Origin of the sequence: Ottowia thiooxydans, from assembly GCF_040548795.1 — a bacterium.
In the GTDB taxonomy this organism is placed as follows: Bacteria; Pseudomonadota; Gammaproteobacteria; order Burkholderiales; family Burkholderiaceae_C; genus Ottowia; species Ottowia thiooxydans_A.
Genome location: NZ_JBEPSH010000010.1, coordinates 134,454 through 158,935, shown reverse-complemented (window position 1 = coordinate 158,935; position 24,482 = coordinate 134,454). Strand labels below are relative to the sequence as shown.

Genomic DNA, 24,482 nt, shown 5'->3' with positions numbered 1-24,482 from the left:
GTCCGAATAACTTCTTGTTGGCTGGCTCGATTCTTGCAAAGGACAGCGCACTGGATCGGTCCTGGGGTTTGCCCTAATGCGAAATCCGCATTTGCAAATTATAAAACGGTAGTTCTATTTTGCGGAACCCGTGCCACGATCCGGATGTGAATAGCCGCCTCTCATCCAACCGAAACCTGCTGCAATGACCACTCGACTCGTCGTGGGCGCGATCAGTGCTGAAGCCAATCGTGTGGCCACCCATCTCATGCATCACCTGCTGCGCGACGAAATTCCTGCAGACGGTGCCTTTCTGGCCTGGCCTGCACACCGCCCTTCGCCTGAGGCCTCCAAAACCTCCCTGTTGGGCTTTACGCGCATGCTCTCCAGCGCGGCGGAGCAGAGTGGGCGTGCCCACCTGGGGCTTGATATGGCCTGCACTGACATGGGACCCAGCCACAGCATTTTCGGTGGCTTGTTTCTCTATGCACCTACTGTAGGCAGTGCACTGGAGTCTCTGGCGCGCTATTTTCCTGTGGTGCAGACAGGTACCCGTGTCGAGCTGGTCCAGAACCAGGGTAGCGCCCGTTTGATCTACGACATACACAATCTCGCGGGCACAGATCGTCTACACGACGCCGCCTACACCCTGGGTAAGCTGTGTCGTTCACTTCGCCGGGGTGTGGGCGAGTCGTGGGCCTTGGATCACGTGACACTGTCCGCCCCGGCACCCCGGTTGCAGACCCCTTATCAGCGGGTTTTCCGGGCCCCGGTGGTGTTCGATGCCCAGCATACTGCACTCCATTTTTCGCCTCAACTTCTCAGTCAACCCATTGCCTCTGCTGATTCCAGACGGTATGCGGATTTCTGCGCTCATCTCGAGCGGATGATGCCAGCCGGGCAAGAACCCGAGGTTCTGGAAGATGCCCTTCGTGCCTGGATGGTGCATGCGGTGCGGATGGGGCGTGCCACGCTCGACCACGCTGCGGCCGACTTCGGCGTGACCCCAAGGACCATGCAGCGGCGCTTGAAGGAGCAGCACATCAGTTTCCAGCCGCTGCTGGCGCAGGTGCGCATGGAGACGGCGCAGCACATGCTGTCTCAAAGCACTCTGGCGGTGATGGATATTGCGGATCAGCTGGGCTTCAGCGAGACCAGTGCGTTCACCAGGGCATTTCGCAGCTATACGCGGCAAAGCCCCAGTGCATTCCGTCAGTCGGCGCTCGCTGGCCCGATTCACTGAGTTGGGACCATTTAAACCTTCACGAGTCAGGACCCAACCCCGTTCGGGCTGAGCTTGTCGAAGCCTTGCGCGGCGCTTCGACAGGCTCAGCGTGAACGGTAATAGGTTGATTGTCATGAACTACGAAAACATCAATAGAAAGCGGCGACAGGAGTCAAGAGCGCGCGCATGACGGCCGGCGTTCCTGCTGCTGTGGAGGTACTTGGCGGCCACATGGCGGATTGTCGCGATTGGTCAATTAATTTCCGGCTTCACTGACTACGCTGTGCACACGTATTCAGGAAATCTGCCGTGAAATTCACCTTCTCTCCTTTGCATCGTCAGCACGCCCCCGATCAAATCATGGTGCGTGGCACCATGGTTGCCAACCTGGAATCTCCAGAGCGCGCCGAAGCGCTGCTCAAGCAGCTTCTGGATCAAGGCCATGAGCAGGTCAGCCCCCAGGGCTGGGATCAGAAGTGGATAGCGGCAGTCCATGACGCCGGCTATCTGGACTTTCTCTCCAGCGCCTATCCACGCTGGCGCGAGTTGCCTAATGCCACGCCCCTGATTCATCCTCATGCCTTTGCGCATTACAGCTCACGTCGCCGTCCTTCCAGTATTCAGGGGCAGGTGGGCTTTTATCTTGCGGGCGGGTCATCACCCCTGGCAGAAGGCACCTGGGATGCCGCAGTGGGTTCGGCCCATGCAGCGCTGGAAGCAGCGAAGTTGGTCCAGGAAGGTGAGCGCGAAGCCTATGCGCTGTGCCGCCCCCCCGGTCATCACGCCTATGCAGATTTCGGTGGGGGCTTCTGCTATCTCAACAACGTAGCCATTGCTGCCAACTATATGGCCAGCCAACTGGGGCGGGTGGCGATTCTCGACATAGACACCCACCACGGCAACGGCACCCAGTCCATCTTCTACAAGCGCCGCGATGTGCATTTCGTCTCGGTGCATGGCGATCCGAACGTGCTGTTCCCGTTCTATGCAGGCTACGCTGATGAGCGCGGGGAAGGTGAGGGCGAGGGTCACAACCTCAACCTGCCACTGCCCCTGAAGTCGGAAGACCCCGTCTGGCTGGCCGCCATTGACCAGGGGATGGCATCGATTCAGTCCTATGCGCCCAAGGCCCTTCTGATCTCACTGGGCTTCGATCCCTTCAAGGGAGATCCGTCGTCGGATCTGGCTGTCAGCACCGAAGGTTTCCGCGGTGCGGGTGAGCGCATTGGCGCCTACCGCGGACCAGTGGTCCTGATTCAGGAGGGAGGCTATCTCGTTGAAAAGCTCGGCGAGAACCTCTCGGCCTTCCTCGAAGGCTTTATGCGAGCTCGCAACGCCGGCTGATTTCTTCACCACACCAGGATAAACATCTCATGAGTACCCCCAAGAGCGCCAATTGGCAGAAAGACGTTGCGCACGTCGTGCATCCCTATTCCAATCTGGATGCTCACGATACCCGTGGTCCATTGGTGATCACTCGTGGTGACGGTTGTTATGTAGAAGACGAGAGCGGAAACCGGTACCTGGAAGGCATGTCGGGCCTGTGGTGCGCATCGCTGGGTTTCTCGGAAAAGCGCCTGGTGCAGGCTGCCACCAAACAGCTCAACACGCTGCCCTACTACCATCTGTTCAACCACCGTTCCCACCCGCCGGGCATTGAGCTGGCTGAAGCGCTCACCGCCATTGCGCCGGAGGGCTTGAACCATGTGCTGTTCGCGAACTCCGGCTCTGAAGCCAACGATGCAGCGATCAAGCTGGTCTGGTACTACAACAATCTGCTGGGCCGGCCCAAGAAGAAGAAAATCATCTCACGCCTGTATGGCTATCACGGTGTGACCGTGGCCTCGGGCAGCCTCACGGGGCTGGTGCATGTGCACCGGGATTTCGATCTGCCTATTCCTCAGGTCAAGCATACGGACTGCCCGAGCCATTACCACTTTGCTCAGCCTGGTGAGAGCGAAGAGCAGTTCGCTGAACGCCTGGCCAACAACCTCGAGAAGATGATTCTTGAAGAGGGCGCGGATACGGTGGCTGCCTTCATTGCCGAGCCCATCTCAGGCTCAGGTGGCGTGATCGTGCCTCCCAAAGGCTACTTCGAGCGGGTGCAGGCCATCTTGAAGAAATACGACGTGCTGTTCATCGTCGATGAGGTCATCTGTGGGTTCGGGCGTACGGGTCAGATGTTCGGCAGCGACAGTTTTGGCTTGAAACCAGACATGATGACGGTGGCCAAGGGGCTGTCGGGCGCATACCAACCCATCTCTGGATTGTTGCTGACCGATGCCATTCATGACGCGCTGAAAGCGGGCAGTCGCAAGCATGGCGCGTTTGCCCATGGCCTGACCTATGCGGCACACCCAGTGGCCGCTGCGGTAGCTCTCGAAACGATCAAGATCTATCAAGAGCGCAAGATCGTCGAGCACGTGCAGTCCGTAGCGCCCTATTTCTTCGAACGCCTCAACCAGCTTTCCGGTCATCCGCTGGTAGGCGAGGTGCGCGGCATGGGGTTGCTGGCGGCCGTGGAAATTACCTCTGACAAGGCCTCGAAAACCCCATTCCCCCCGGAGGCCGGCATTGGCGCGTGGATACAAAACAAGGCCATGGAACACGGCGTGATCGTGCGCGCCATCTCCACCTGCATTGCGCTGTGCCCACCGCTTATCAGCGAACGCCAGCACATCGATCAGCTGGTCGATGGTCTTGCCAAAGCCCTTGATGAAGCGCAGGCGCATTTTGGCGCCGCTGTTCCTGCCTGATCCCTTTTCCAGAGGACTCCCCATGAAGATCGTCCAGAAAATTGCACTCACCCTAGGTGCGGCCCTGTTGGCCGGTGCCGCTTTTGCACAGGCACCGCGTGCAGGTGGTTCGCTCAATCTCATCGTGAATCCTGAGCCGCCTGGAATCAACCTTGGCCTGGCCAAGCTGGGCCCCAGCTCCTTCGTGGGCAGCAAGATCTATGAGGGCTTGATCTCGCTCACACCCAAGCTGGAACCCATTCCGAGACTGGCTCAGTCCTGGACGATCTCACCTGACGGAAAGGTCTATACCTTCAAGCTGCGTCCTGGCGTCAAATGGCACGACGGCAAGCCATTCACTTCGGCCGATGTGCTTTTCAGCTTCAAAGACTATTTGCCTGTCACGTTTGCACGCACCAAGCTGATCATGGAGCAGGTGGCCAGCATAGTGGCGCCTGATGATCTGACCGTGGTGTTTACATTGAAGCAGCCCTACCCGGCGTTCATGTACATCTTCGAGGTCGTGGGCGGCACCATCATGCCCAAGCACCTCTACGAAGGCGTGACCGACTACCGCACGACTCAGGTCAACAACACCATCGTGGGAACCGGCCCCTTCAAGATGGGTGAATGGCGCCGGGGATCGTTCATCAAGCTGGTGAAAAACACCGACTACTGGGAAAAGGGCAAGCCGCATCTCGACAATCTGTTCTTTCATATTGTTCCCGATGCGGTGGGGCGCTCCATTGCCTTTGAAAGCGGCAAAGTGGATGCGATCCGCGCAGGAGATGTCGAGAACTTCGAGATTGCGCGCCTGGCCGCGGCACCCGGCGTCAGCCTGACAAAGGCCGGATGGGAGTTTCTGCAGCCGGTAGGCTTTCTCAACATGAATCTGCGCAACAAACCGCTTGGTGACCTGCGCTTCCGACAAGCGATAGCGCACGCCATTGACCGGAACTTCATCATCAAGAACATCTTCTCGACCTTTGGGGAACCGGTCCACGGCGCCTTTCCACCAGGCTATGCGTTCCGTGATGCCAGTGTGGAGACCAAGTACCCGTATGACCCCGCGCGCGCCAAAGCGCTGCTTGACGAGATGGGCCTCAAACCTGGGGCGGACGGCACGCGTGTGAGCTTGCGCTTGCTGCCCTTACCCTATGGCGAAACCTGGCAGAGACTTGCCGAATACACCCGTGAGCGCTTGAACGCAGTAGGCATCAAGACCACCATCGTGGCCACCGACGTACCCGGCTGGTTCTCACGTGCTTCATCGGGTGATTTCGATCTGGCGTACAACTTCGTCTACCTTCTTGGAGATCCCGCCATTGGTGTAAGCCAGACCTACCTGTCTACCAACCAACTGAACCGTGGGACTGCCGCGAACATTGATGGTTATGTCAACAAAGAAGTCGACGCGTTGCTCATCAAGGCCGAACAGGAAACGAACAAGGCGGAACGGGCCAAGCTTTATTCGCAACTGCAAAAAACGCTCTCTCGCGAGTTGCCGATTCTCTGGACGCACCAGATGATCATGCCCACGGTCTATCGCACCAAGGTGAAGAACCTCATCACCACAGGCCAGGGGATGAACGAGAACTTCGCCGACGTCTGGTTGGATAAGTAAGCAGTTTCCGGAGTACAGGGCTCACATGGATAGATTTCTATTTTTCGGGCGGCGCTGTTTCAAGGCAGTGCTGGTCATCCTCTGTGTGATCGCCATCAACTTCGCGCTCATTCGTGCAGCGCCTGGCGATCCAGCCACCATTCTGGCGGGCGAAGCGGGCGCGGTCGATGCCGGTTTCGTCGAGCGGATTCGCCAGGACTACGGGCTGGACAAGCCGGTGCCCGTTCAGTTGCTGACGTACATGAAGCAACTGCTGAGCTTCGAGTTGGGAAACTCTTACCGGGAAAACAGGCCTGTCAAGGACATCGTGCTGGAGAAGCTTCCGGCTACGTTGCTGCTGACGCTGAGCGCCTTCGTCTTCTCCGTTGCTGTGGGCGTCAGTTTGGGCATTGCAGCAGCCAGAAGGGCAGGGACGTGGTTTGACACCCTCATCACGGCGGGCTCTCTGGTGTTCTTCGCCATGCCCCTGTTCTGGATCGGCTTGCTGGCGATCGTTTTCTTCTCCATGAAACTGGGCTGGTTTCCACCCTACGGCATGAGCACCGTGGGCGCGGACCTGACCGGCTGGGCGGCGATCATGGATGTGGCTCACCACCTGATCATGCCTGCCGTGACCCTTGGGCTTTTTTATGTGGCCATCTATACAAGGGTAACGCGGGCGGCAGCGCTTGAGGTGATGGACCAGGACTTTGTCAAAACTGCCAGAGCCAAAGGTGTGCCAGAGGGGCGCGTGTGGCGCAGCCATATTCTTAGAAATTCGGTGCTGCCGGTCATCACTTTCATTTCGCTTCAGGCGGGGCACATCCTCGGTGGTTCCGTGCTGATCGAGACTGTGTTCGCCTGGCCGGGCATCGGAAGATTAGCGTTCGATGCGCTCTTCCAACGCGACTACAACCTTCTGCTGGCTGTGTTCTTCGTCAGCTCGGTGATGGTCGTGATCTTCAACCTGATCGCCGACCTGCTCTACAGCCTGGCGGATCCACGCATTGAGCTTCAAACATGAAGGATCTGCTGTCCCGATTGCTGCGCCAGCCGGCCGGCATCGCTGGTGCCACGATGTTGGCCTTCATCATGCTTGTGGCCGTGGGAGCGCATTGGCTGTATCCGGGTGACCCCTGGTCCATGGTTGCGGATCCCAATCTACCGCCCTTCAGCCCGGGTTACCCGTTTGGAACGGACATGCTCGGGCGTGACGTGGCGGCGGGTGTGGCCCATGGGGCACGGGTGTCGCTGTTGATCGGCTTTGTGGCCACCTTGGTGGCGGTCTCGGTCGGGACGGTGCTTGGCGCCGTGGCGGGCTACCACGGAGGCTGGGTCGATGACAGCATCATGCGGTTCACAGAGATCTTCCAGACCATCCCTGGCTTTCTGCTCGCATTGCTCATGGTGGCGATATTCGGCCCATCGATGTATTCCATCGTAGGAGCGATCGGAGTCATCTCCTGGCCTTCGGTCGCACGGCTGGTGCGGGCGGAGTTCCTCTCGCTGCGCACACGTGACTTCGTCAAGGCCGCGGTGCTCGGGGGGCAATCTGATCTGCGAATCGTTTTCCGGCAAATCCTTCCCAATACGCTTTCACCCATCGTCGTGGCGGCATCGCTCATGATGGCGACGGCGATTCTTCTGGAATCAGCCATCAGCTTTCTGGGTTTGGGAGACCGCAGCATGATTTCATGGGGTTTCATGATCGGTGCCGGTCGGACGACGCTGCTCCAGAGTTGGTGGCTCTCGGCCATTCCCGGGGCGGCGATTTTCGTGACTGTACTGGGCTTGAACTTCTTGGGAGACGCATTGAACCATGCACTAAGCCCAAGGCGCAGGGGGCATTCATGAGCAAGGAACCTTTGCTGAGTATTCGGACCCTGTGCGTGGCCCTGCCCCCTGGCGGTGATCGCGAGTTCGCCGTGGAAGACGTGTCTCTTGACGTCCGTGCAGGACAGACGGTTTGCGTGGTAGGAGAGTCAGGCTCCGGCAAGTCGGTGATGGCCAATGCGGTGATGCGCCTGTTGCCGGAGCGAACGCTTCGCGTGACGGGCGGTGAGATCGCGCTGGAGGGTGAGAACCTGCTGGCGTTGGATGCCGAGTCGCTTCGCCGCATGCGCGGAGCGCGCATGGGCATGATCTTTCAGGAACCTATGACGGCGCTCAACCCGGTGATGACCGTCGGCGATCAGATTGACGAAGTGCTCATGGTGCACGGCCAGCAGGACGCGAAAGTGCGTGAGCGCCGGGTCGTGGAGCTGATGACTGAGATGAGTCTGCCTACACCTGAAACGCTTCGCCACCGGTACCCATTTCAGCTTTCCGGCGGGCAACGGCAGCGCGTGGTGATTGCCATCGCCATGGCACTGGAGCCTCGTCTGCTGATCGCCGATGAACCCACCACCGCGCTGGATGTCACTACGCAGGCTCAAATCCTTGCGTTGATCAAGCGCCTGCAAGCCACGCATGGCATAGGGGTTCTGTTTATCACCCACGATTTTGGTGTGGTGGCGGACATCGCGGACCACGTGGTTGTGATGCAGCACGGAAAAGTGGTTGAAAGCGGTGAGGCAACGCAGGTTCTGCGCCAGCCCGTCCATCCCTACACCCGCCGGCTCATCGACGCGGTTCCGCGCATGCGGGATGCCGTTGGCAGTGCAGAGGCGTCTAGCCCTCTTCTGAGCATTGAGCAAGTCAGCAAGAGCTACCGTTCAAGAGGTCTGGGACTTTTCGGAGGCAAGTCTCGCACGCTCGCGCTCGATGAGGTGAGCCTTGTGATTGGAGAGGGCGAGACCGTGGGCCTGATTGGTGAATCAGGTTCGGGCAAGACCACACTGGGCCAATGCGTGATGCGTCTGCTGGACGTGGACAGCGGTCGAATCCTCTTTCAAGGCCAGCCGGTGCATGAATGGCACGGACGGCAGCTGAAGGCGTTGCGGCCACAGATCCAGATGATTTTCCAGGACCCCTTTGCCTCCTTGAATCCCAGGCACAAGGTGGGGCGCATTGTCACGGAGAACGCCATCCTGTGCGGCGTGGAAAAGACGGAGGCCGATCGGCGTATGCGCGAAGTCCTGAAGGTCGTGGGGTTGGATGAAAGCGTGGTCAACCGCTACCCGCACGAATTCAGTGGGGGGCAGCGGCAACGCATCGGCATTGCGCGGGCACTTGTGATGCAGCCTCGCCTCATCGTTGCGGACGAAGCGGTGTCTGCACTTGATGTGTCCGTGCAGCAGCAGGTGCTCGGCTTGCTGCGGGAGGTGCGTGATCGCCTGGGGTTGGCGATGCTCTTCATTACCCATGACCTCAGGGTGGCGAGCCAGATCTGTGACCGCATTGCCGTGATGCACAAAGGCCGCATTGTGGAGACCGGCACGGTTCAAGCCATCTCCCGCGCGCCAGCGCATCCCTATACACGCAGCTTGTTCGAGGCCATGCCGGGACAGGCCTGGGAGCGTGACGTCGAAGAAGCGGAGCGCTTGCTGGTTTAGGACGGCGCGCAATACCGCTTCCATTATTTTTGAACGAATTGATTCAGATATTTTCAGGAGTTTTCCATGTCCAACGCATATGAGAAGCTGGCGCTCTATATTGACGGCGAATTCTGCGAAGGCGAAGGCCGAGTGGAGCAGGCGGTGCTTGATCCCGCTACGGGCCAGACCATAGGCAAGCTTCCTCACGCCAGCCGTGCTGATCTTGACCGTGCGCTTGCGGCGGCGCAACGCGCATTTACCACCTGGCGTCACGTCTCGCCAACGGAGCGCGGTGCACTGCTGCGCAAGGTGGGGCAGCTCAGCCGTGATCGCTCGCAGGAGATTGGTCGCAATATCACGCTGGATCAGGGTAAGCCTTTGGCGGAAGCGGTGGGTGAAGTGCTGCGTTGTGCTGACCATTGTGACTGGCATGCGGAAGAAGGCCGGCGTATCTACGGCCGCGTCATTCCACCCCGGCTGCCCAATGTGCGCCAGTTTGTGCTGCGTGAGCCCATCGGTGTATGTGCCGCGTTCACGCCCTGGAACTTTCCGTTCAACCAGGCCATTCGCAAGATCGCTGCAGCCATTGCCGCCGGCTGCACCATCATCCTCAAAGGCCCCGAAGACTCGCCAAGTGCTGTGGTAGCGATTGCACGTCTGTTCCATGAGGCAGGCCTTCCTCCCGGTGTGCTCAACGTGGTCTGGGGTGTGCCGCACGAAGTCTCTGAGTACCTGATTGCTTCACCCATCGTGCGCAAGGTTTCTTTCACAGGATCCGTGCCGGTAGGCAAGCAACTGGCCGCCCTGGCAGGAAGCCATATGAAGCGCATCACGATGGAGCTGGGCGGGCATTCTCCTGTGATCGTGTGCGCCGACGCGGAAGTCGAACGCGCGGCGACCATGCTCTCCGCATTCAAGTTCACCAACGCCGGCCAGGTTTGCGTGTCTCCCACGCGCTTCTATATTGAAGAGCCCGCCTATGACCGCTTCATGGCCAAGTTCATTGAGCTGACCCGTGGAATCAAGGTCGGCGCAGGACTGGAATCCAGCACCAAGATGGGGCCTCTGGCCCACGAGCGTCGCGTGACAGCCATGAGTGAGTTCGTTGAAGACGCCAGGACGCGAGGTGCGCGCGTGGAAGCTGGTGGCGAGCGGATTGGAAATTCGGGCAATTTCTTTTCACCCACCGTACTCACGGCTGCGCCGGACGATTCGAAAATTATGCAGATGGAGCCTTTCGGCCCCATTGCATCTTGCGTGCCTTTCAAGGACCTGGACAACGTCATTCAACGCGCCAACAGCTTGCCTTACGGCCTGTCTTCCTATGCCTTTACCAGCAACACCCGCAATGCGCTCCGAATCCAGAACGGTGTGGAAGCGGGCATGGTCAACATCAACCACTTTGGACAGGCACTGCCCGAAGCCCCATTTGGTGGCGTGAAGGACAGCGGTATTGGAAGCGAAGGGGGCACAGAGACCTTTGACGGCTATCTGGTGACCAAGTTCGTGACTCAGATGGATTGAGAATCTCAGCTTTGAAAACCGGGTGCTCCGGGTGCTTATAGCGGCGTGGCTACGCTAGGCTGTCAGGGTTATGGCTGGTTACCGCAGTAGTCTGGCAAAAAACTCGGCATCAAGCCGGGGAAGGGCCTGACCTCGCCATTGCCCCCCAGCCTGCCAGGCAGGCACCAGGCAGGCACCAGGTCTTCTTAGTGACTGCCGGCAACGGGCTCAGCGTGCAAAATTGAATCAACGGCTCGGGCCTTAGCTCGCTTGGTCTGCAAGCTCAAGACCCCCTTGAGCTTTCTCCGCGCAAGCTTTTCCTTTCACGCACTGTATCCAGGTCTGCGGTGTCTGGAGAGCCTGCCCAGAGCGCTTTCACAACCTTTTCCACCGGACTTCCACGCTACACATGACGACTCTTAAGAATTTGCTGAACCCTCGCTCTGTTGCGGTGATTGGGGCCTCAGAAGACCAGACGAAGTTCGGCGGCAGGTTGTACAAGACCCTGTTGCAACATCAGTACGCGGGTGAGGTCTATCCCATCAATCCAGCCAGGGAAAGCCTTTTCGGCCTGAAAACCTTTCCTTCGATCGACGCCACGCCCCAAGCGCCCGACATGGTGGTCATGGCTTTGCCGCGCGACAAGGTGAAAGAATCGATTACCGCCTGCGCGGCGCGCGGCGCCAAAGCGGGGATCATCATCACATCTAAGTTCTCGGACGAGGGTGCCCAGGGGCTGGCGCTGGAGCGTGAAGTGGTCGCTGCGGCCCAGGCACATGGCATGCGCCTGATCGGGCCCAACTGCCTGGGCCTCATCAGCCCGACCAACAAGCTGGTGTTGTGTTCATCTCCTGCGCTCAACGTCCCGAGTCTGATTGAAGCGCCCATCGGCTTCATCAGCCAGAGCGGCGCTCTCATGGGTACTCTCTTCGATCGCTCCTATGGCATGGGGATAGGTTTCTCGCACTGCGTGTCGGTAGGAAACCAGGCCGATCTGGAGCTCTGCGACTTCATAGAGTTCCTTATCGAAGACGAGCGCACTCAGGTGATCACCAGCTATGTCGAGGGTATCAAGTCGCCTGAACGATTTGTCGATCTGGCGCGCCGTGCGCGCGCGGCCGGAAAGCCCTGGTTGATGGTCAAGGCAGGCGCCAGTGATGACGGCCGCCGCGCTGCTTACTCCCACACGGCCAGTCTTGCTGGCGACTTCGCGGCCTTGAAAGCCATCTGCGCGCGCGAGAACGTCATCATGATGGATGACCCTCTGAACATGCTCAGCCTGGCCCGTGCCATGGTGCGCTACCCCAACCGCCGTGTGCGGGATGTGGCGATTCTGACCACCTCTGGCGGTGGAGGTGCCATTTCGGCGGATCAACTCTCGAGCAGCGGCATTGGCTTGGCGCGGTTTCATGATGCCACGCGCGCCGCTCTGGCAGAGCATTATTCAGAAGGGCAGGCATCCAACCCTGTCGACATTGGTGGGCGCAAGTCGGACGCCACACCCAAGCTGGGCATGCTCACCTCAGAGATTGCCCTGGCCGATGCCGCCACAGATTTGGCCTTGATGGTGCTGACGACGGCACCTGATGTACCTGCATTTACCCGACAACTGGCCGACGGCGCGGAGCGGCCGGCGGCAGGCGGCAAACCCACGCTTTATGTCATGCTGCCTGGGCGGGTCGCTGAACCAGCGAGGCAGATGCTCGTCGAGCGCGGCCTGCCCTACGTGGATACCCTGGCTGAAGGGACGGCCATATTGCGGGCTTGGAAGTCGTGGTCCCTTTATGAAGCGCCCGATGCGCCGCAGCGGCCTGCAGGCATGGCGCCACTGCAAGCACCGGGCGAAGGCCTTTTCGGTGAAGCTGCCTCCAAAGCATGGCTGGCTAGCGCAGGCATTCCAGTGAATCAGGAACGCCTGGTCAAGAGTGCAGCCGAAGCGGTGGCTGCCGCGGACGATGTCGGCTATCCCATGGTGCTCAAGATCGTCTCTCCCGATATCGCGCACAAATCTGATGTGGGTGGCGTGGTCTTGAACATTGCGGATGCCCAAGAGCTTCGCGCTCGCGTGGAAACCATGCAGGCTCGGGTAAGCCGGGAAGCTCCCCAGGCGCGCATTGAAGGTTATTCGCTTCAGAAGCAGGAAAGTGGCGAACTGGAATTGCTCGTTGGTGCTCGTCGTGACCCGCAGTTTGGAGCGCAGGTCGTGGTGGGCGCAGGGGGGGTGTTGGTGGAACTGCTCGAGGATGTGGCGGTCATGCCAGCACCCATTGACGCCGCAAGCGCACGGCGCGCTGTACAGGCGCTCAAGATTGCGCCCCTGCTTGGTGCCTACCGAGGTCGGGGTGCGCTGGACCTTGACGCCGTGGTGGACGCCGTCGTGCGCTTGAGCTGGTTGGCGCATGACCTGGAAGGCTCACAGGAGCGCGGCGGCGCCACGGATTTCGAGATCGAAATCAATCCCTTGAAAGTCAGGTTGGCCGGGCAAGGCGTTGTCGCTGTGGATGCACGCGCGCGGCTTGGAAACGCCTGAACGGGCTTGTATCGTCTTTTTTATCACCTCATCACTTCAGGAGATCGTCATGTCGCAAGTCATCATTGAGCAACACGGAAAAGTCACGCTATTTACCATCAACCGGCCCGCTCGCAAGAATGCCATCTGCAAAGACACAGCGCTCGAGTTGCAGGCTGGATTTGCAGAGTTTGATGCCTCGGAGCAGCGCGTGGCGGTCATCACCGGTTCTGGCAACGATGCGTTCTCATCGGGCGCCGACGTGACCAATCTGCCCGAGCTTTGGCGCTGCATTCCGGGCTCCGGTTTTACCACTGACAAACCCATCATCGCCGCGACTGCGGGATGGGTCGTAGGTGGCGCTTTGGTGCTGACCATGATGTGCGATCTCATCGTGGCCGCAGAGAACACCCGCTTTTCATACCCGGAGGCCCGTTTGGGCTTTACCGGCGGCATGATTGCTGGCCTGGCTGCGCGCATACCGCACAAGGCTGCCATGGATTTGATGCTGCTGGGCCGTCCGATGAGCGCTGAGCGTGCCTACAGTGTCGGATTGGCCAGCGATGTGGTTGAGACGGGCAAGCAAGTTGAAATCGCTATGGAGCAAGCGCAAAGCATGGCGAATTCCGCGCCCCTGGTGCTCGCAACTATCAAGCGGTTCGTGAATCAGCACGTGATGCCCAAGAGCCCCTCGGAGATCATGTCGGAGACCATGCGCCAACTGGATGTGGTGCGTGAGAGTGCCGATACCCGCGAAGGCATGGCTGCTTTCCGCGAGAAGCGCACGCCCAACTACACAGGCCGTTGAAATCCCGGTAACCGCGTGCACTTCGCGTGCGGCATGGCAGTGCGTCAGGCGGGGCGGGAATTTCGGTAATTCCAAGGCTCTGGCCTGCGCTATCGCAGGCGCTATCGGATGGGCGGACAAAGCGCCAAGCACGCTCCGGCTTGTGCGAACATCACGCCCTTTCATGATTTCCGGAAAGTACGTGCTGATGTTCCGTTTCGATACCCGCCAGTGGGCGGTTGGACTTATCTCCGTCCTGGCGCTTCTGGCATCGATGTCCGTTGCTCAAGCGCAGCAGCCTAAAGTGGTGGCTGTGATGGCCATCGTGGATCACCCCGCGCTCAACGCCATACGCCAAGGGGTGGAAGACGAATTGAAGGCACTAGGCTGGGAAAACGGGAAGAATTTTCGCCTTCACTACCAAAGCGCGCAAGGCAACACGGCCACGGCGGGGCAGATCGCTCGCAAATTTTCGGGCGACAAAGTGGATGTGATCGTGGCCATTGCCACGCCCACCGCTCAAGCCGCCGCCGCGGTGACCAAAACCATTCCTGTGGTGTTCTCCGCTGTGACAGACCCTATCGCGGCGAAGCTCGTCAAGGATTGGAAGCCCAGTGGCACCAATGTGACCGGCGTCTCTGATCGCCTGCCGTTGGCAGCGCAAGTGGACTTGTTGCTCAAAGTCAAGCCTGGCGCCAAGCGCGTGGGCTATGTGTACAGCCCAGGAGAAGCCAACTCCACATCCATGTTGAAAGAACTCAAGGCAGAGCTGTCCAAGAGGGGCATGAACGTGGTCGAAGCGGCTGCACCGCGCACGGTGGATATTCCTCACGCAGCCAAGAGCCTCGTGGGAAAAGTCGATGTGATCTACACCACCACCGACAACAATGTGGTGTCGGCGTATGAATCCATGGTGCGTGTGGCGGTGGAGGCGAAGATTCCTTTGGTGGCAGCCGACGTGGATTCCGTCAAGCGCGGAGCCGTGGCTGCACTCGGCATGAACAACCACGAAATGGGTCGGCAGGCGGGAAAGATCGTGGACCGAATTCTTCGGGGCACTCCCCCAGGGGCGATAGCGCCGGAGACCAGCCAAGGCGTGTCTCTGGTGGTGAATCCACGAGCTGCTGAAAGGCAAGGCCTCAAGCTGTCTGATGCCTTGATGAAGGAAGCTGCTCAGATTGTGAATTGAGGGGATGCCCCTCTCCGGCCCTTGCTCTTTCGCTTCGTAGGCAGGCAGAGCAAGCATTAATGGCTATTCGGGCTGAATGCCTGCCTGCTTGATCAAGCGGGTCCACTTTGTGAGTTCGCTGCGGCTGAAGTCAGCCAGTTCCTGTGGAGTGCTGGTCACCGGTTGCAAACCCAATGTGGCCAGACGCTCCTGCATCGCCGGGCTCCCCACAGCCGCGTTTATTTCCCGGTTGAGACGTTCAACCACTGGCCCTGGCGTGCCCGTCGGCACGAACATCGCATACCACGCGAGCAGTTCAAAGCCTTTAAGTGTTTGTGCAATGGGCGGTACCTCCGGCAGTACAGGAGAGGCGCCTACGCTGCTCACGCCGAGCGCGCGCAGCTTGCCTGCCTTGACTTGAGGCGTTCCGGTCGCCATGTCCGTGAACATCATGTCGACCTGACCTGCGACCACGTCGTTCAAACCCAGGGGGATGGATTTGTAGGGCACATGAAGCATGTCTATCTCTGCCATGCTCGTCAACATGGCGCCCGGCAGCAGCGTGCCGGCGCTTCCAGATGCGTAGCTCAACTTGCCTGGACGAGCCTTGGCCAAGGCGATCAGCTCAGGCAGTGTTTTCACCGGAAGAGCAGGATTGACCACCAACAGTGCGGGTGTGTTGGCGATTCGCCCGACGGGCGCGAAATCCTTGATTGGGTCGTAGCTGATTTTCTTCATCAAGCCCGGTGCGGCTGCTTGCGTCGTGTTGGTCGTGACAAACAGGGTGTAGCCGTCGGGAGCGGAACGGGCCGCTGCGAGCGCTCCTATGGTGCCGTTGGCTCCAGCGCGGTTGTCTACCACGACGGGCTGACCCAGTGCGCGGGAAAGATGATCGGCTACAAGGCGCGCCACGATGTCGTTGCCGCTGCCTGGTCCAAACGGCACGATGATGCGCAATGGGCGTGAAGGCCAAGTGGCGTCCTGAGCAAACGCCGGCAGCGCGGTCAAGCCTGAAATCGCCGCAGTGGATGCGGCAGTCAGAAGAAATTGGCGTCGGGTCATGTGGTGGTGTCTCCGAAAAAAAAAAGGCGATGCGTGGAAAGGTGAATTCAATGAGCGGGCGCTGTTGGCACTGTGGGCGCAATGCTGTCAAGCCAGTGCAAGATCCGAGCGGCGACTGCGTCAGAGTTGAGGTCCATCATTGGAAAGTGCGAATTCCCGCTGATCCCCTCACTGGGCAAATCACAGATGTCCGTTTGCACGCCGGCTGCCTTGAGCGCCCTGGCATAGGCATCCACATTGGAGCGATAGCGCTGCCAGACGGGGTGCTCAGCAATATGGTCTCCCCAGACCAACAAGTGCGCGGGCAGCGCCGCGGCGCCGTGGATATCTGCCGCTCCGGGGGCACCAGACGGCTCCACGGCGATCACCCCTGCCACTGAGTTGGGTCGTCTGCGCGTGGCCTCAAGAGAGAAACCGCCACCCTGGCTGTGGCCGAGCACGATGCAGGGGCCGACTTGCTGCAGAAGCGAATCGTAAGCTGCGAGTGTCTGCGCTTCATGGTCTGTCCAACGCGGCACCCACTGGGCAGCAAAGGTGTCAAAGGCATTGACCGGGAACTGCTGGCCTGCATAGGCGCACCGATCTGCTGCCTGGGTTGAATAGCCAGCGCGTGGCCCGATGCGAAACATGTCCCAGCCTTCATCAAGGGTCCGGTGCAGGGGGGCGTCCGCATAAATCTCGGGCCACCGCGACCAGCCTGCGCGGCCGCGCTCGACAGCATCGCTGACATAGACATCAAAGCCCGCGCGCAGGAATATAGTGAGCCAGCCTGCGCGGCCATCGGGTGTTGTTTCCCAGTTGGCGCCAGTCATGCCACCTCCGTGCCAAAGCAGAAGAGGAAAAGGTCTGGTGGGTTGTGCCTGCAGGTAGGCCTGCACATACATCTGACCGCTGACGTGGTCACCGTTGGGGTCTACACCACGTGAAGGTCCATTCTGGGAAAAGCGTCGCTGTTCGACCGGCAGCCCTGTCAAAGTGCGCACCGAACCTCCTACGAAGAAACTGCGGATCTCACGCAGGCACATGGGCGCGCAGGGGGCATCCACGCGCGTGTTGACATCTTTCACGGCTACTCCTTAGTTGCGTGCAGACAGGCCAATCACATCCACGGAGAAACACCGGATGCGCGGTGTCTGACCAAGGTTTTTCAGCAACGAACGCTCAGCGCCATCCATGAAGGCATTCAGAGCCTGCGTATCTCGATAAGGCTGCGCGCGGTAATGCATTTCCATGAGGATCGAGGCGCCTCGGGCCATGACCGCAGGCAGGAAGGCAATCTGAATTGCCGTGGGTTGCGCGCGCAGCAATTCCATGCAGAGCTTTTCCAAATCCGATCCCACTATTTCTATCTGATCGGGCGAGAGGGACGCGGCGCTGAAAATTTTGATGACGGGCATGAAGACAACCAGAAAGAAAAGAAGAACCAGGAGCGGAGGGGCGAATTCTTGGTGTTGGACTACATTCTGTAAATTGATCAATTCTCAAGATTTAATGCATGGCGATCACGAATTACCGCGTCGATGACTTGAGGGCATTGGCAGCGCTGCATGCCGCTGGAAGCTTCGTGCGGGCAGCAGAGCGCCTACACATCACACAATCGGCCTTGAGTCGACGCGTTTCTCAGTTGGAGGCGGTGGTGGGTGGTCGCCTCGTTCAGCGCACTACCCGTCGTGTCGCGTTGACCTCGCTTGGACTTAATCTGATCCGCAAGACAGCCCTGCTGCTCAATCAACTTGACGATGCGGTAGCTGAGGCTGGCCGAAGTGCGCGTGGTGAATCTGGGCGCATAGATGTGGCTTGCCTCACGACGGTCGCCTATTCGATGCTGCCTCCTGTACTGGATGCGTTCCGCAAACGCTATCCCAACGTACGCCTGCACCTGCGAGATGACACTGGACAGCGCGTTGCACACGCTGTGCTTGCGCGCGAAGCAGAGTTCGGCATTGGCGTGCTGGGCCATCCGTCGACCGAGCTCCATGCTGAGTACTGCGTGGACGACCCCTATGTCATCGCGTTCAGAGCAGGCCACGCACTGCAACGCCGCAAGCGTGTTTCCTGGAAAGAGCTACAAGCGTGGCGGGTGGTGGCGCTGCGATCGACCAGCGCCAACCGCCAGCAGATCGACGAAACCCTCGCCGCGGAGGGTATCGCGTCGCCGTGGTTCGACGAAGTGGAGCATTTGTCCTCTATGCTGGGGCTGTTGCGTGGCGGGGTTGGCATTGGCGTGTTGCCCCATCTGGCGTTGCAATCGGACGCGGCGGTTGATCTGTTGTCGCGGCCATTGCACTCCCCTGATATCGTGCGGCGCATCGGACTGTTCAGGCGGCGCGACACCTCATTGAGTCAGCCGGCGGCGACGCTTTGGGACATGCTGCGTGAGCATATGGCAGGCCATGGCTGAAATCGCGCAACGGATCTGCCTGACGCGGATAACCCAGCCAAGGCTTCAGGTGACATCAGGTTTTCCATGAGTCGATATAGGCGCAGAGTGTGCGAACATTGCACACTCGTTATTGGTTTTGAATTTAGAAAGATTGCACGATCATGACCACTTTTGTTGCTCGTCGATGGGCTGTGGGCACCCTGGCTGCCCTCGCGACATTGGCAATGGCGCCTGGCGTACAAGCCCAGGCAGTCAAGACCGTTGGCGTGACCGCTATCGTTGACCACCCGGCGCTCGATGCCGTTCGCAAGGGCGTTCAGGACGAATTGAAGGCTCTGGGCTGGGAAGAGGGCAAGAACCTCAAGCTCAGTTACCAAAGTGCACAGGGCAATTCCGCCACCGCCGGGCAAATTGCTCGCAAGTTCGTTGGCGACAAGGTCGACGTCATCGTGGCCGTGGCCACTCCCAGCGCGCAAGCAGCTGTGGCTGCAACCAAAAGTATTCCTGTCGTGTTCGCTGCGGTGACCGACCCGGTCGCGGCCAAGTTGGTCAAGAGCTGGCAGCCTTCCGGCACCAATGTCACAGGTGCTTCAGATGCCCTGCCTCTGGCAGCGCAGATCGATTTGCTGTTGAAAGTGAAACCAGGTGCCAAGCGGGTGGGTTATGTCTATAGCCCCGGCGAAGTCAATTCCACCATCGTTCTGAAAGAGCTGAAGGCGGAGCTGGCCAAGAGGGGTATGACTGTGGCTGAAGCCGCTGCGCCACGCACCGTCGATATTCCTTCCGCTGCCAAAAGCCTGGTGGGCAAGGCGGATGTGATCTACACCACCACGGATAACAACGTCGTCTCGGCATATGAATCCATGGTGCGCGTGGCCGAAGAAGCCAAGCTGCCGCTGGTGGCCGCTGACACCGATTCCGTCAAGCGCGGCGCCGTTGCTGCTTTGGGAATGAACTATTACGACCTGGGTCGTCAGACCGGCAAGATCGTGGACCGCATCCTCAAAGGCACCAAGGCGGGAGCCATTGCGCCAGAAGTCGGCGCCAAAATGTCACTCGTGGTTAACCCGGGCGCGGCTGAGAAGCAGGGCGTCAAGCTGCCAGAGGCCTTGATCAAGGAAGCCGCCGAAGTCGTGAAGTGACTTAAGTGACTTCTTCGTCTTGTCCGAACTCGCTTTGAGGGTGAAATAAAATCTCGCTTATCAACCGGCGCCTTCGTGGCGCCGGTTTTGCTTTTTGCCTAAAGGACCGACCCTATGTCGATGCTCTCATTCATGGGTGCGCTGGAAATCGGACTCATCTTCGCGCTGGTGGCGCTGGGGGTGTGGATCTCGTTTCGCGTACTCGATTTCCCGGACTTGACCGCTGATGGCAGCTTTCCTCTCGGTGGGGCGGTGGCAGCCGTGCTGATTGTGTCAGGCTGGAATCCGTGGTTGTCTTGTCTGATTGCCATGCTGGCTGGCGCTGCAGCTGGGCTGCTGACAGGCTGGCTTAACGTGCGGCTGGGCATCTTGCAACTGCTGGCGTCCATTTTGACCATGATCGCGCTGTATTCCATCAACCTGCGCATCATGGGCGCACCCAATATTCCGCTGCTGGGCGAGCCCACAGTCTTCATGCCATTTGTCGGAGAGAACGACGCCTATTGGGTGCAGCCACTGGTGCTCGCGGGCATTGTTCTATTGGTCAAGCTGATGCTGGACTGGTTCTTTTCTTCTCAGATGGGATTGGCCCTGCGCGCCACCGGCGCCAATCCGCGCATGGCGCGTGCTCAAGGCGTGCACACTGGCCGGGTGGTCCTGGGCGGCATGGCGCTATCCAATGCCTTGATCGCACTGGGAGGCGCTCTGTATGTGCAAACGCAAGGCGGGGCAGATGTGTCCATGGGCCTGGGCACTATCGTGATCGGCCTGGCTGCGGTCATCATTGGTGAAACGCTGATGCCAAGCCGCACGCTCTACATCATCACTTTGGCCACGGTGGTAGGTGCAGTGATGTATCGGCTCTTCATTGCTCTGGCCCTGGAGGCTGATTTCATAGGCCTGAAGGCGCAGGATCTGAATCTGATTACCGCGGTCCTGGTGGCTGTGGCGCTGGTGCTGCCGCGCTTGAAGGCCAAATGGCGCAAACCCGTCAAATCTGCCAAGCCTGCAGGAGGAAGCCAGCCATGATGCAACTGCGCAGCTTGTACAAGACTTTCAATCCAGGAACGCCCATAGAGAACCCAGCGCTTCGCGGCGTGGAACTCAACGTTTCGGCGGGGGAGTTTGTCACCGTCATCGGCTCCAATGGTTCAGGCAAGTCCACCACGTTGAATGCCATCAGCGGAGATCTGCTGGTCGATGACGGCCAGATTGTCATAGACGGCCGGGATGTGACCCGCCTGAACTCCTGGGAAAGAGCCAGCCTCGTTGCACGCGTGTTCCAGGACCCCATGGCGGGTACCTGCGAGGCGCTCAGCATTGAGGAAAATCTGGCCCTGGCCTGGCAACGAGGCCAGCGCAGGGGGTTTGGTCGGGCCGTACGATCGGAATTGCGTACGCTGTTTCGCGAGCGTCTGGCTCAGCTGAATCTTGGCCTGGAGAACCGGCTCAGCGACCGCATGGGCCTGCTCTCGGGGGGGCAACGGCAAGCCGTGAGCCTCTTGATGGCAGCCCTGCAGCCTTCACGCATCCTGTTGCTGGACGAACATACTGCAGCGCTCGACCCCAAGACCGCTGCATTCGTGTTGCAACTCACGGATCGCATCGTGAATGAAAACAAGCTGACCGCGCTCATGGTCACACATTCGATGCGGCAGGCGCTGGACCACGGCACGCGCACCATCATGCTGCACCAGGGCGAGGTTGTGCTTGATGTTGCAGGGCAAGAGCGCGCACGCATGGATGTACCAGATCTGTTGGCGCTGTTCGAGCGCACGCGGGGTGAAAAGGTGAGCGACGACGCGTTGCTGCTCGGCTGACAGACGGTTGCCGGGCAGGTCACAGGGCATATGCCCTATGAAGTGCTAACTCGCGCGTTAATCCAGACCGCGCACCAGCGCCATCGCCTCGTCCACGCGTTCCACGGCGTGAATGGTCAGGCCTTCCAGGGATTTTTCCGCTTTCTTGGGGGCGTTGGCTTTGGGGACAACTGCGACGGAAAAGCCCAGCTTTGCGGCCTCCTTCAATCGCTCCTGCCCGCGCGGAGCGGGGCGAATTTCGCCCGCCAGGCCAACTTCTCCAAAGGCAATGAAGCCTTTGGGCAGTGGCTTGCCTCTCAAGCTGCTGGTAATGGCGAGCATCACCGCCAGATCGGCCGCAGGCTCGCTGATGCGTACCCCGCCCACCGCATTGACGAACACATCCTGATCTCCGGTCGCGACACCCGCATGTTGGTGCAGCACGGCCAGCAGCATGGCCAGGCGGTCGCGCTCGAGTCCCACCGAAAGTCGGCGAGGGCTCGGTCCCCCGGAATCCACCAAGGCCTGGATCTCCACCAGCATCGGCCGGGTTCCCTCCAGCGTCACCAGAACGCAACTGCCGGGCACCGGTTGCGCATGTTGGCTGAGGAAAATAGCGCTGGGATTGCTCACGCCCTTCAGCCCTCGCTCGGTCATGGCGAAGACCCCAATCTCGTTGACGGCCCCAAATCGGTTCTTGATGGCCCGCACCAGCCGATAGCTCGAATGGGTATCGCCTTCGAAGTACAGCACGGTATCTACCATGTGCTCCAGCACGCGAGGCCCAGCCAGTTGCCCGTCCTTGGTCACGTGGCCTACCAGTACGATGGCACAGCCGCTGGCTTTGGCATAGCGGGTCAGGTGAGCCGCGCACTCGCGGACCTGGGCCACGCTACCTGGGGCACTGGTCAATTGATCGCTGAAAACAGTCTGTATCGAGTCGATCACCGCCACGGCAGGTCGCTGACTGGAAAGGGTAGCCAGGATCTTCTCCAGCTGTATTTCTGCCAGGACGTTGACCTCAGAGCCGACGATGCCCAGCCGCCGCGCCCGCAAGGCAACCTGCGCGCCGCTTTCTTCGCCCGTGACATACAAAGTGTTCAACTGCGCCCGCTGAAGGGTATCCAGTGCTTGCAACAACAAGGTCGATTTGCCGATGCCCGGATCACCGCCAATCAGCACCACGCCACCCTCGACGATGCCACCGCCGAGCACACGGTCCAACTCGCTTTGTCCGGTCGGCGTACGCGCCACCTCCACCGCATCGATGGCAGCGAGTGCCCGGACTTCGCTGCTGGGGGCCAAGGCTGTAAAAGCCGTACCCAGACGGTTCTTCCCCGAAGCAGGAGCTTCGGCCACCGACTCAATCAATGAATTCCATGCCCCGCAGGAGGGGCATTTGCCCAGCCAGCGTGCGCTGGTCGCACCGCATTCGTTGCAGGTGAATATGCTCTTTTCTTTTGCCATCACCCGATCGTAATGGCGCTTTCGTTCAATCGTGCAGAATGTGGAAAGCGATTGGCCTTGGATCCGGTGACGGCGTGGCTGAGAATGTTCGTTATAAGTTGTCCGAGCTCCTTCTTCCTGGGTGACTGCAGGAAGGCTGGCTCTTGTTGGATATAGACCCCTTTGCGGAGAGACTCGATGAAGAAACTGCATGCTCTGTGGGCGGCCGTAGCGGCCGCAGCACTGGTTTCCTGTGGCGGAGGCTCTGATTCGCCAGCGCCTTCCCCTACGCCCACCCCGGCGCCCACGCCGGTAGCCGGTGACCGCATCGAGCCCCTGGACACGGCGCTTTCTCCGCGTAGCACCCTTGCCAAGACGGCCGTCGTGGCCACCAAGCAGTTCCCTTCAGGCGCGCCTACGCCGCGCGTGAGCCTTGGGCCGTTGACTGTAGTGAAAGCCGCAGCCTTCGGGGAGATGGGAACAGCCTTGAAGATCGGTGAAGGTCGGGAGGTGGCTGCCACGGCAGACTCCGGGGATCTGGCTGCCTTGTGGAGCTGGAAGCCCACTGCGGAGGGCGGGCAGGTGGCTGCAGTGGCTTTTGAGGCAGAAGGCGCCCGGGCCATTCGATTGGCGGTATTGGCCGACAGCGTGCCTGCGGGTACTGTTTTGCGCTTCTACGGCGTTGGAGATGAAGTCGTCGAAATGACGTCTGACCAACTTTCCCAGCTACGTGCCACCAATGAATCAAGGGGTGTGATGGGTGAGGCTGCTCGCATGGTGTGGGGCCCGGACACGGCGGGTGCAGTCAGTACTCTTGAGGTTCAGTTGCCGGCAGGCGTAGACGCCAGTATGTTGCGCCTGGCGGTGCCTCGGCTATCGCATTTCACCACTACCGTCGAGCAAACCTGGGCACAACCAAAGGATGTCCGCAATATTGGGGCAGCTGACAGCTGCAACCTGGATGTGATGTGCAGGCCGGATCTGGACACTGAAAGCCGATCGGTGGCCAAGATCATCTATTCCACCAGTTCGGGTGCCTTCATGTGCACCGGAACACTGCTGAACGATGTCCGCAGTAGTCGAACACCATACTTCCTGACGGCTACCCATTGCATATCGGATCAGGCCTCAGCTTCCACCATCGTCGCCTACTGGTTCTTCCGGGCCTCAGCTTGCAATAGCGCTCCACTCGTTGACACCGCGATGACCCGCACCACGGGCGGTGCCGATTTGCTGTATGCCAACGCAACCATAGACAACACACTGGTCAAACTCAATATGCAGCCACCTGCGAGAGTGGTTTACGCAGGTTCCTATTTTGGTTCAGGAGTCACGCCTGGCGTTGGTGTGGCGAGCGTCCACAATCCTCAGGGTGATCTGCAGAAATACAGTGTGGGTCAAGTGACCGGATACGCTGCCTGTACGGGATCCACTTGCGTGGACAGCAGTGCCAGCCTCGGTGCTCGGCTCAAAGTGGCCTGGCAGCAGGGGGTGACTCAACAAGGCAGCAGCGGCGGACCTCTTTTTACACAGATCAATAGCACGCGCTATGTCGTTGGATCGCTTTGGGGCGGCGCTGCCAGTTGCCAGAATCCTAATGGCGCAGACTATTACGGACGTTTAGAGAACTCCTACGCTGCAGGCATCAACCGTTGGTTGAACTGA

General features: G+C 59.6%; 20 protein-coding genes. 16 read left to right on the top strand and 4 right to left on the bottom strand.

All coding sequences use genetic code 11. The features are described from left to right. Positions 1-184: 184 nt before the first annotated feature. The 11 genes from ABIE13_RS23145 to ABIE13_RS23095 all read left to right on the top strand — a co-directional run bounded on the left by ABIE13_RS23145 (position 185) and on the right by ABIE13_RS23095 (position 15,006). The gene (locus ABIE13_RS23145; protein WP_354447860.1) at positions 185-1,222 is read left to right on the top strand and encodes an AraC family transcriptional regulator; all 1,038 of its coding nucleotides are present in this window, start codon (positions 185-187) and stop codon (positions 1,220-1,222) included. Between the two features lie 291 nt (positions 1,223-1,513). Further along, positions 1,514-2,548, top strand: coding sequence for a histone deacetylase family protein (locus tag ABIE13_RS23140; protein WP_354447858.1), 1,035 nt, complete (start codon positions 1,514-1,516; stop codon positions 2,546-2,548). Positions 2,549-2,577: 29 nt separating this feature from the next. Further along, positions 2,578-3,960: an aminotransferase gene (locus ABIE13_RS23135; RefSeq protein WP_354447856.1), complete on the top strand. Its 1,383-nt coding sequence runs from the start codon at positions 2,578-2,580 to the stop codon at positions 3,958-3,960. Between the two features lie 22 nt (positions 3,961-3,982). After that, entirely contained in the window at positions 3,983-5,563 is a 1,581-nt protein-coding gene (locus ABIE13_RS23130) for an ABC transporter substrate-binding protein (protein ID WP_354447854.1), read from the top strand. Between the two features lie 25 nt (positions 5,564-5,588). Then, on the top strand, positions 5,589-6,566 hold the full coding sequence (locus ABIE13_RS23125; protein ID WP_354447852.1) for an ABC transporter permease: 978 nt from the start codon (positions 5,589-5,591) through the stop codon (positions 6,564-6,566). Then, positions 6,563-7,396: an ABC transporter permease gene (locus tag ABIE13_RS23120; RefSeq protein ID WP_436278462.1), complete on the top strand. Its 834-nt coding sequence runs from the start codon at positions 6,563-6,565 to the stop codon at positions 7,394-7,396. The genes ABIE13_RS23125 and ABIE13_RS23120 overlap by 4 nt, the downstream gene beginning before the upstream one ends. Beyond that, positions 7,393-9,036: an ABC transporter ATP-binding protein gene (locus ABIE13_RS23115; protein WP_354447850.1), complete on the top strand. Its 1,644-nt coding sequence runs from the start codon at positions 7,393-7,395 to the stop codon at positions 9,034-9,036. The genes ABIE13_RS23120 and ABIE13_RS23115 overlap by 4 nt, the downstream gene beginning before the upstream one ends. Positions 9,037-9,102: 66 nt before the next feature. Continuing rightward, positions 9,103-10,542 carry an NAD-dependent succinate-semialdehyde dehydrogenase gene (locus ABIE13_RS23110; RefSeq protein WP_354447848.1) on the top strand — a complete coding sequence of 480 codons (1,440 nt, stop codon included), beginning with the start codon at positions 9,103-9,105 and terminating at the stop codon, positions 10,540-10,542. Between the two features lie 388 nt (positions 10,543-10,930). Further along, a complete protein-coding gene (locus ABIE13_RS23105) occupies positions 10,931-13,051 on the top strand; it encodes an acetate--CoA ligase family protein (RefSeq protein ID WP_354447846.1) in 2,121 nt (706 codons plus the stop codon). Between the two features lie 49 nt (positions 13,052-13,100). Beyond that, a complete protein-coding gene (locus ABIE13_RS23100) occupies positions 13,101-13,838 on the top strand; it encodes an enoyl-CoA hydratase/isomerase family protein (protein ID WP_354447844.1) in 738 nt (245 codons plus the stop codon). A 163-nt stretch (positions 13,839-14,001) separates the two neighbouring features. Then, a complete protein-coding gene (locus ABIE13_RS23095; RefSeq protein ID WP_436278461.1) occupies positions 14,002-15,006 on the top strand; it encodes an ABC transporter substrate-binding protein in 1,005 nt (334 codons plus the stop codon). A gap of 63 nt (positions 15,007-15,069) precedes the next feature. Here ABIE13_RS23095 and ABIE13_RS23090 read toward each other — a convergent pair whose 3' ends face one another. From ABIE13_RS23090 to ABIE13_RS23080, 3 genes are read right to left on the bottom strand one after another with little or no spacing between them, the layout of a single operon-like run. Beyond that, on the bottom strand, positions 15,070-16,047 hold the full coding sequence (locus ABIE13_RS23090) for a Bug family tripartite tricarboxylate transporter substrate binding protein (protein ID WP_354447842.1): 978 nt from the start codon (positions 16,045-16,047) through the stop codon (positions 15,070-15,072). Between the two features lie 47 nt (positions 16,048-16,094). Then, positions 16,095-17,114 (bottom strand): alpha/beta hydrolase-fold protein, encoded by a 1,020-nt coding sequence (locus ABIE13_RS23085; RefSeq protein ID WP_354447840.1) that lies wholly within the window; start codon positions 17,112-17,114, stop codon positions 16,095-16,097. 9 nt (positions 17,115-17,123) lie between these two features. Then, positions 17,124-17,444 (bottom strand): hypothetical protein, encoded by a 321-nt coding sequence (locus ABIE13_RS23080; protein WP_354447838.1) that lies wholly within the window; start codon positions 17,442-17,444, stop codon positions 17,124-17,126. 98 nt (positions 17,445-17,542) lie between these two features. Here ABIE13_RS23080 and ABIE13_RS23075 point away from each other — a divergent pair, with 98 nt between their 5' ends. From ABIE13_RS23075 to ABIE13_RS23060, 4 genes are all read left to right on the top strand, one after another. Further along, positions 17,543-18,448: a LysR family transcriptional regulator gene (locus ABIE13_RS23075; RefSeq protein WP_354447836.1), complete on the top strand. Its 906-nt coding sequence runs from the start codon at positions 17,543-17,545 to the stop codon at positions 18,446-18,448. A gap of 143 nt (positions 18,449-18,591) precedes the next feature. Next, a complete protein-coding gene (locus ABIE13_RS23070) occupies positions 18,592-19,572 on the top strand; it encodes an ABC transporter substrate-binding protein (protein WP_436278460.1) in 981 nt (326 codons plus the stop codon). A gap of 114 nt (positions 19,573-19,686) precedes the next feature. Next, positions 19,687-20,601 carry an ABC transporter permease gene (locus tag ABIE13_RS23065; protein ID WP_354447834.1) on the top strand — a complete coding sequence of 305 codons (915 nt, stop codon included), beginning with the start codon at positions 19,687-19,689 and terminating at the stop codon, positions 20,599-20,601. After that, positions 20,598-21,392 carry an ABC transporter ATP-binding protein gene (locus tag ABIE13_RS23060; RefSeq protein WP_354447832.1) on the top strand — a complete coding sequence of 265 codons (795 nt, stop codon included), beginning with the start codon at positions 20,598-20,600 and terminating at the stop codon, positions 21,390-21,392. The genes ABIE13_RS23065 and ABIE13_RS23060 overlap by 4 nt, the downstream gene beginning before the upstream one ends. 57 nt (positions 21,393-21,449) lie before the next feature. Here ABIE13_RS23060 and radA read toward each other — a convergent pair whose 3' ends face one another. Further along, positions 21,450-22,838, bottom strand: a complete 1,389-nt coding sequence (radA, locus tag ABIE13_RS23055; RefSeq protein WP_354447830.1) for a DNA repair protein RadA — start codon at positions 22,836-22,838, stop codon at positions 21,450-21,452. A 177-nt stretch (positions 22,839-23,015) separates the two neighbouring features. On the opposite strand from radA, the gene ABIE13_RS23050 reads away from it, so the two are divergent. Continuing rightward, a complete protein-coding gene (locus ABIE13_RS23050; protein ID WP_354447828.1) occupies positions 23,016-24,482 on the top strand; it encodes a trypsin-like serine peptidase in 1,467 nt (488 codons plus the stop codon).

Bases quoted from the DNA above. Each gene is read 5' to 3' on its own strand.
- ABIE13_RS23145 (WP_354447860.1), top strand. From the start codon at position 185: ATGACCACTCGACTCGTCGTGGGCGCGATCAGTGCTGAAGCCAATCGT.
- ABIE13_RS23135 (WP_354447856.1), top strand. From the start codon at position 2,578: ATGAGTACCCCCAAGAGCGCCAATTGGCAGAAAGACGTTGCGCACGTC.
- ABIE13_RS23130 (WP_354447854.1), top strand. From the start codon at position 3,983: ATGAAGATCGTCCAGAAAATTGCACTCACCCTAGGTGCGGCCCTGTTG.
- ABIE13_RS23125 (WP_354447852.1), top strand. From the start codon at position 5,589: ATGGATAGATTTCTATTTTTCGGGCGGCGCTGTTTCAAGGCAGTGCTG.
- ABIE13_RS23120 (WP_436278462.1), top strand. From the start codon at position 6,563: ATGAAGGATCTGCTGTCCCGATTGCTGCGCCAGCCGGCCGGCATCGCT.
- ABIE13_RS23115 (WP_354447850.1), top strand. From the start codon at position 7,393: ATGAGCAAGGAACCTTTGCTGAGTATTCGGACCCTGTGCGTGGCCCTG.
- ABIE13_RS23110 (WP_354447848.1), top strand. From the start codon at position 9,103: ATGTCCAACGCATATGAGAAGCTGGCGCTCTATATTGACGGCGAATTC.
- ABIE13_RS23105 (WP_354447846.1), top strand. From the start codon at position 10,931: ATGACGACTCTTAAGAATTTGCTGAACCCTCGCTCTGTTGCGGTGATT.
- ABIE13_RS23100 (WP_354447844.1), top strand. From the start codon at position 13,101: ATGTCGCAAGTCATCATTGAGCAACACGGAAAAGTCACGCTATTTACC.
- ABIE13_RS23095 (WP_436278461.1), top strand. From the start codon at position 14,002: ATGATTTCCGGAAAGTACGTGCTGATGTTCCGTTTCGATACCCGCCAG.
- ABIE13_RS23090 (WP_354447842.1), bottom strand. From the start codon at position 16,047: ATGACCCGACGCCAATTTCTTCTGACTGCCGCATCCACTGCGGCGATT.
- ABIE13_RS23080 (WP_354447838.1), bottom strand. From the start codon at position 17,444: ATGCCCGTCATCAAAATTTTCAGCGCCGCGTCCCTCTCGCCCGATCAG.
- ABIE13_RS23075 (WP_354447836.1), top strand. From the start codon at position 17,543: ATGGCGATCACGAATTACCGCGTCGATGACTTGAGGGCATTGGCAGCG.
- ABIE13_RS23070 (WP_436278460.1), top strand. From the start codon at position 18,592: ATGACCACTTTTGTTGCTCGTCGATGGGCTGTGGGCACCCTGGCTGCC.
- ABIE13_RS23065 (WP_354447834.1), top strand. From the start codon at position 19,687: ATGTCGATGCTCTCATTCATGGGTGCGCTGGAAATCGGACTCATCTTC.
- ABIE13_RS23060 (WP_354447832.1), top strand. From the start codon at position 20,598: ATGATGCAACTGCGCAGCTTGTACAAGACTTTCAATCCAGGAACGCCC.
- radA (WP_354447830.1), bottom strand. From the start codon at position 22,838: ATGGCAAAAGAAAAGAGCATATTCACCTGCAACGAATGCGGTGCGACC.
- ABIE13_RS23050 (WP_354447828.1), top strand. From the start codon at position 23,016: ATGAAGAAACTGCATGCTCTGTGGGCGGCCGTAGCGGCCGCAGCACTG.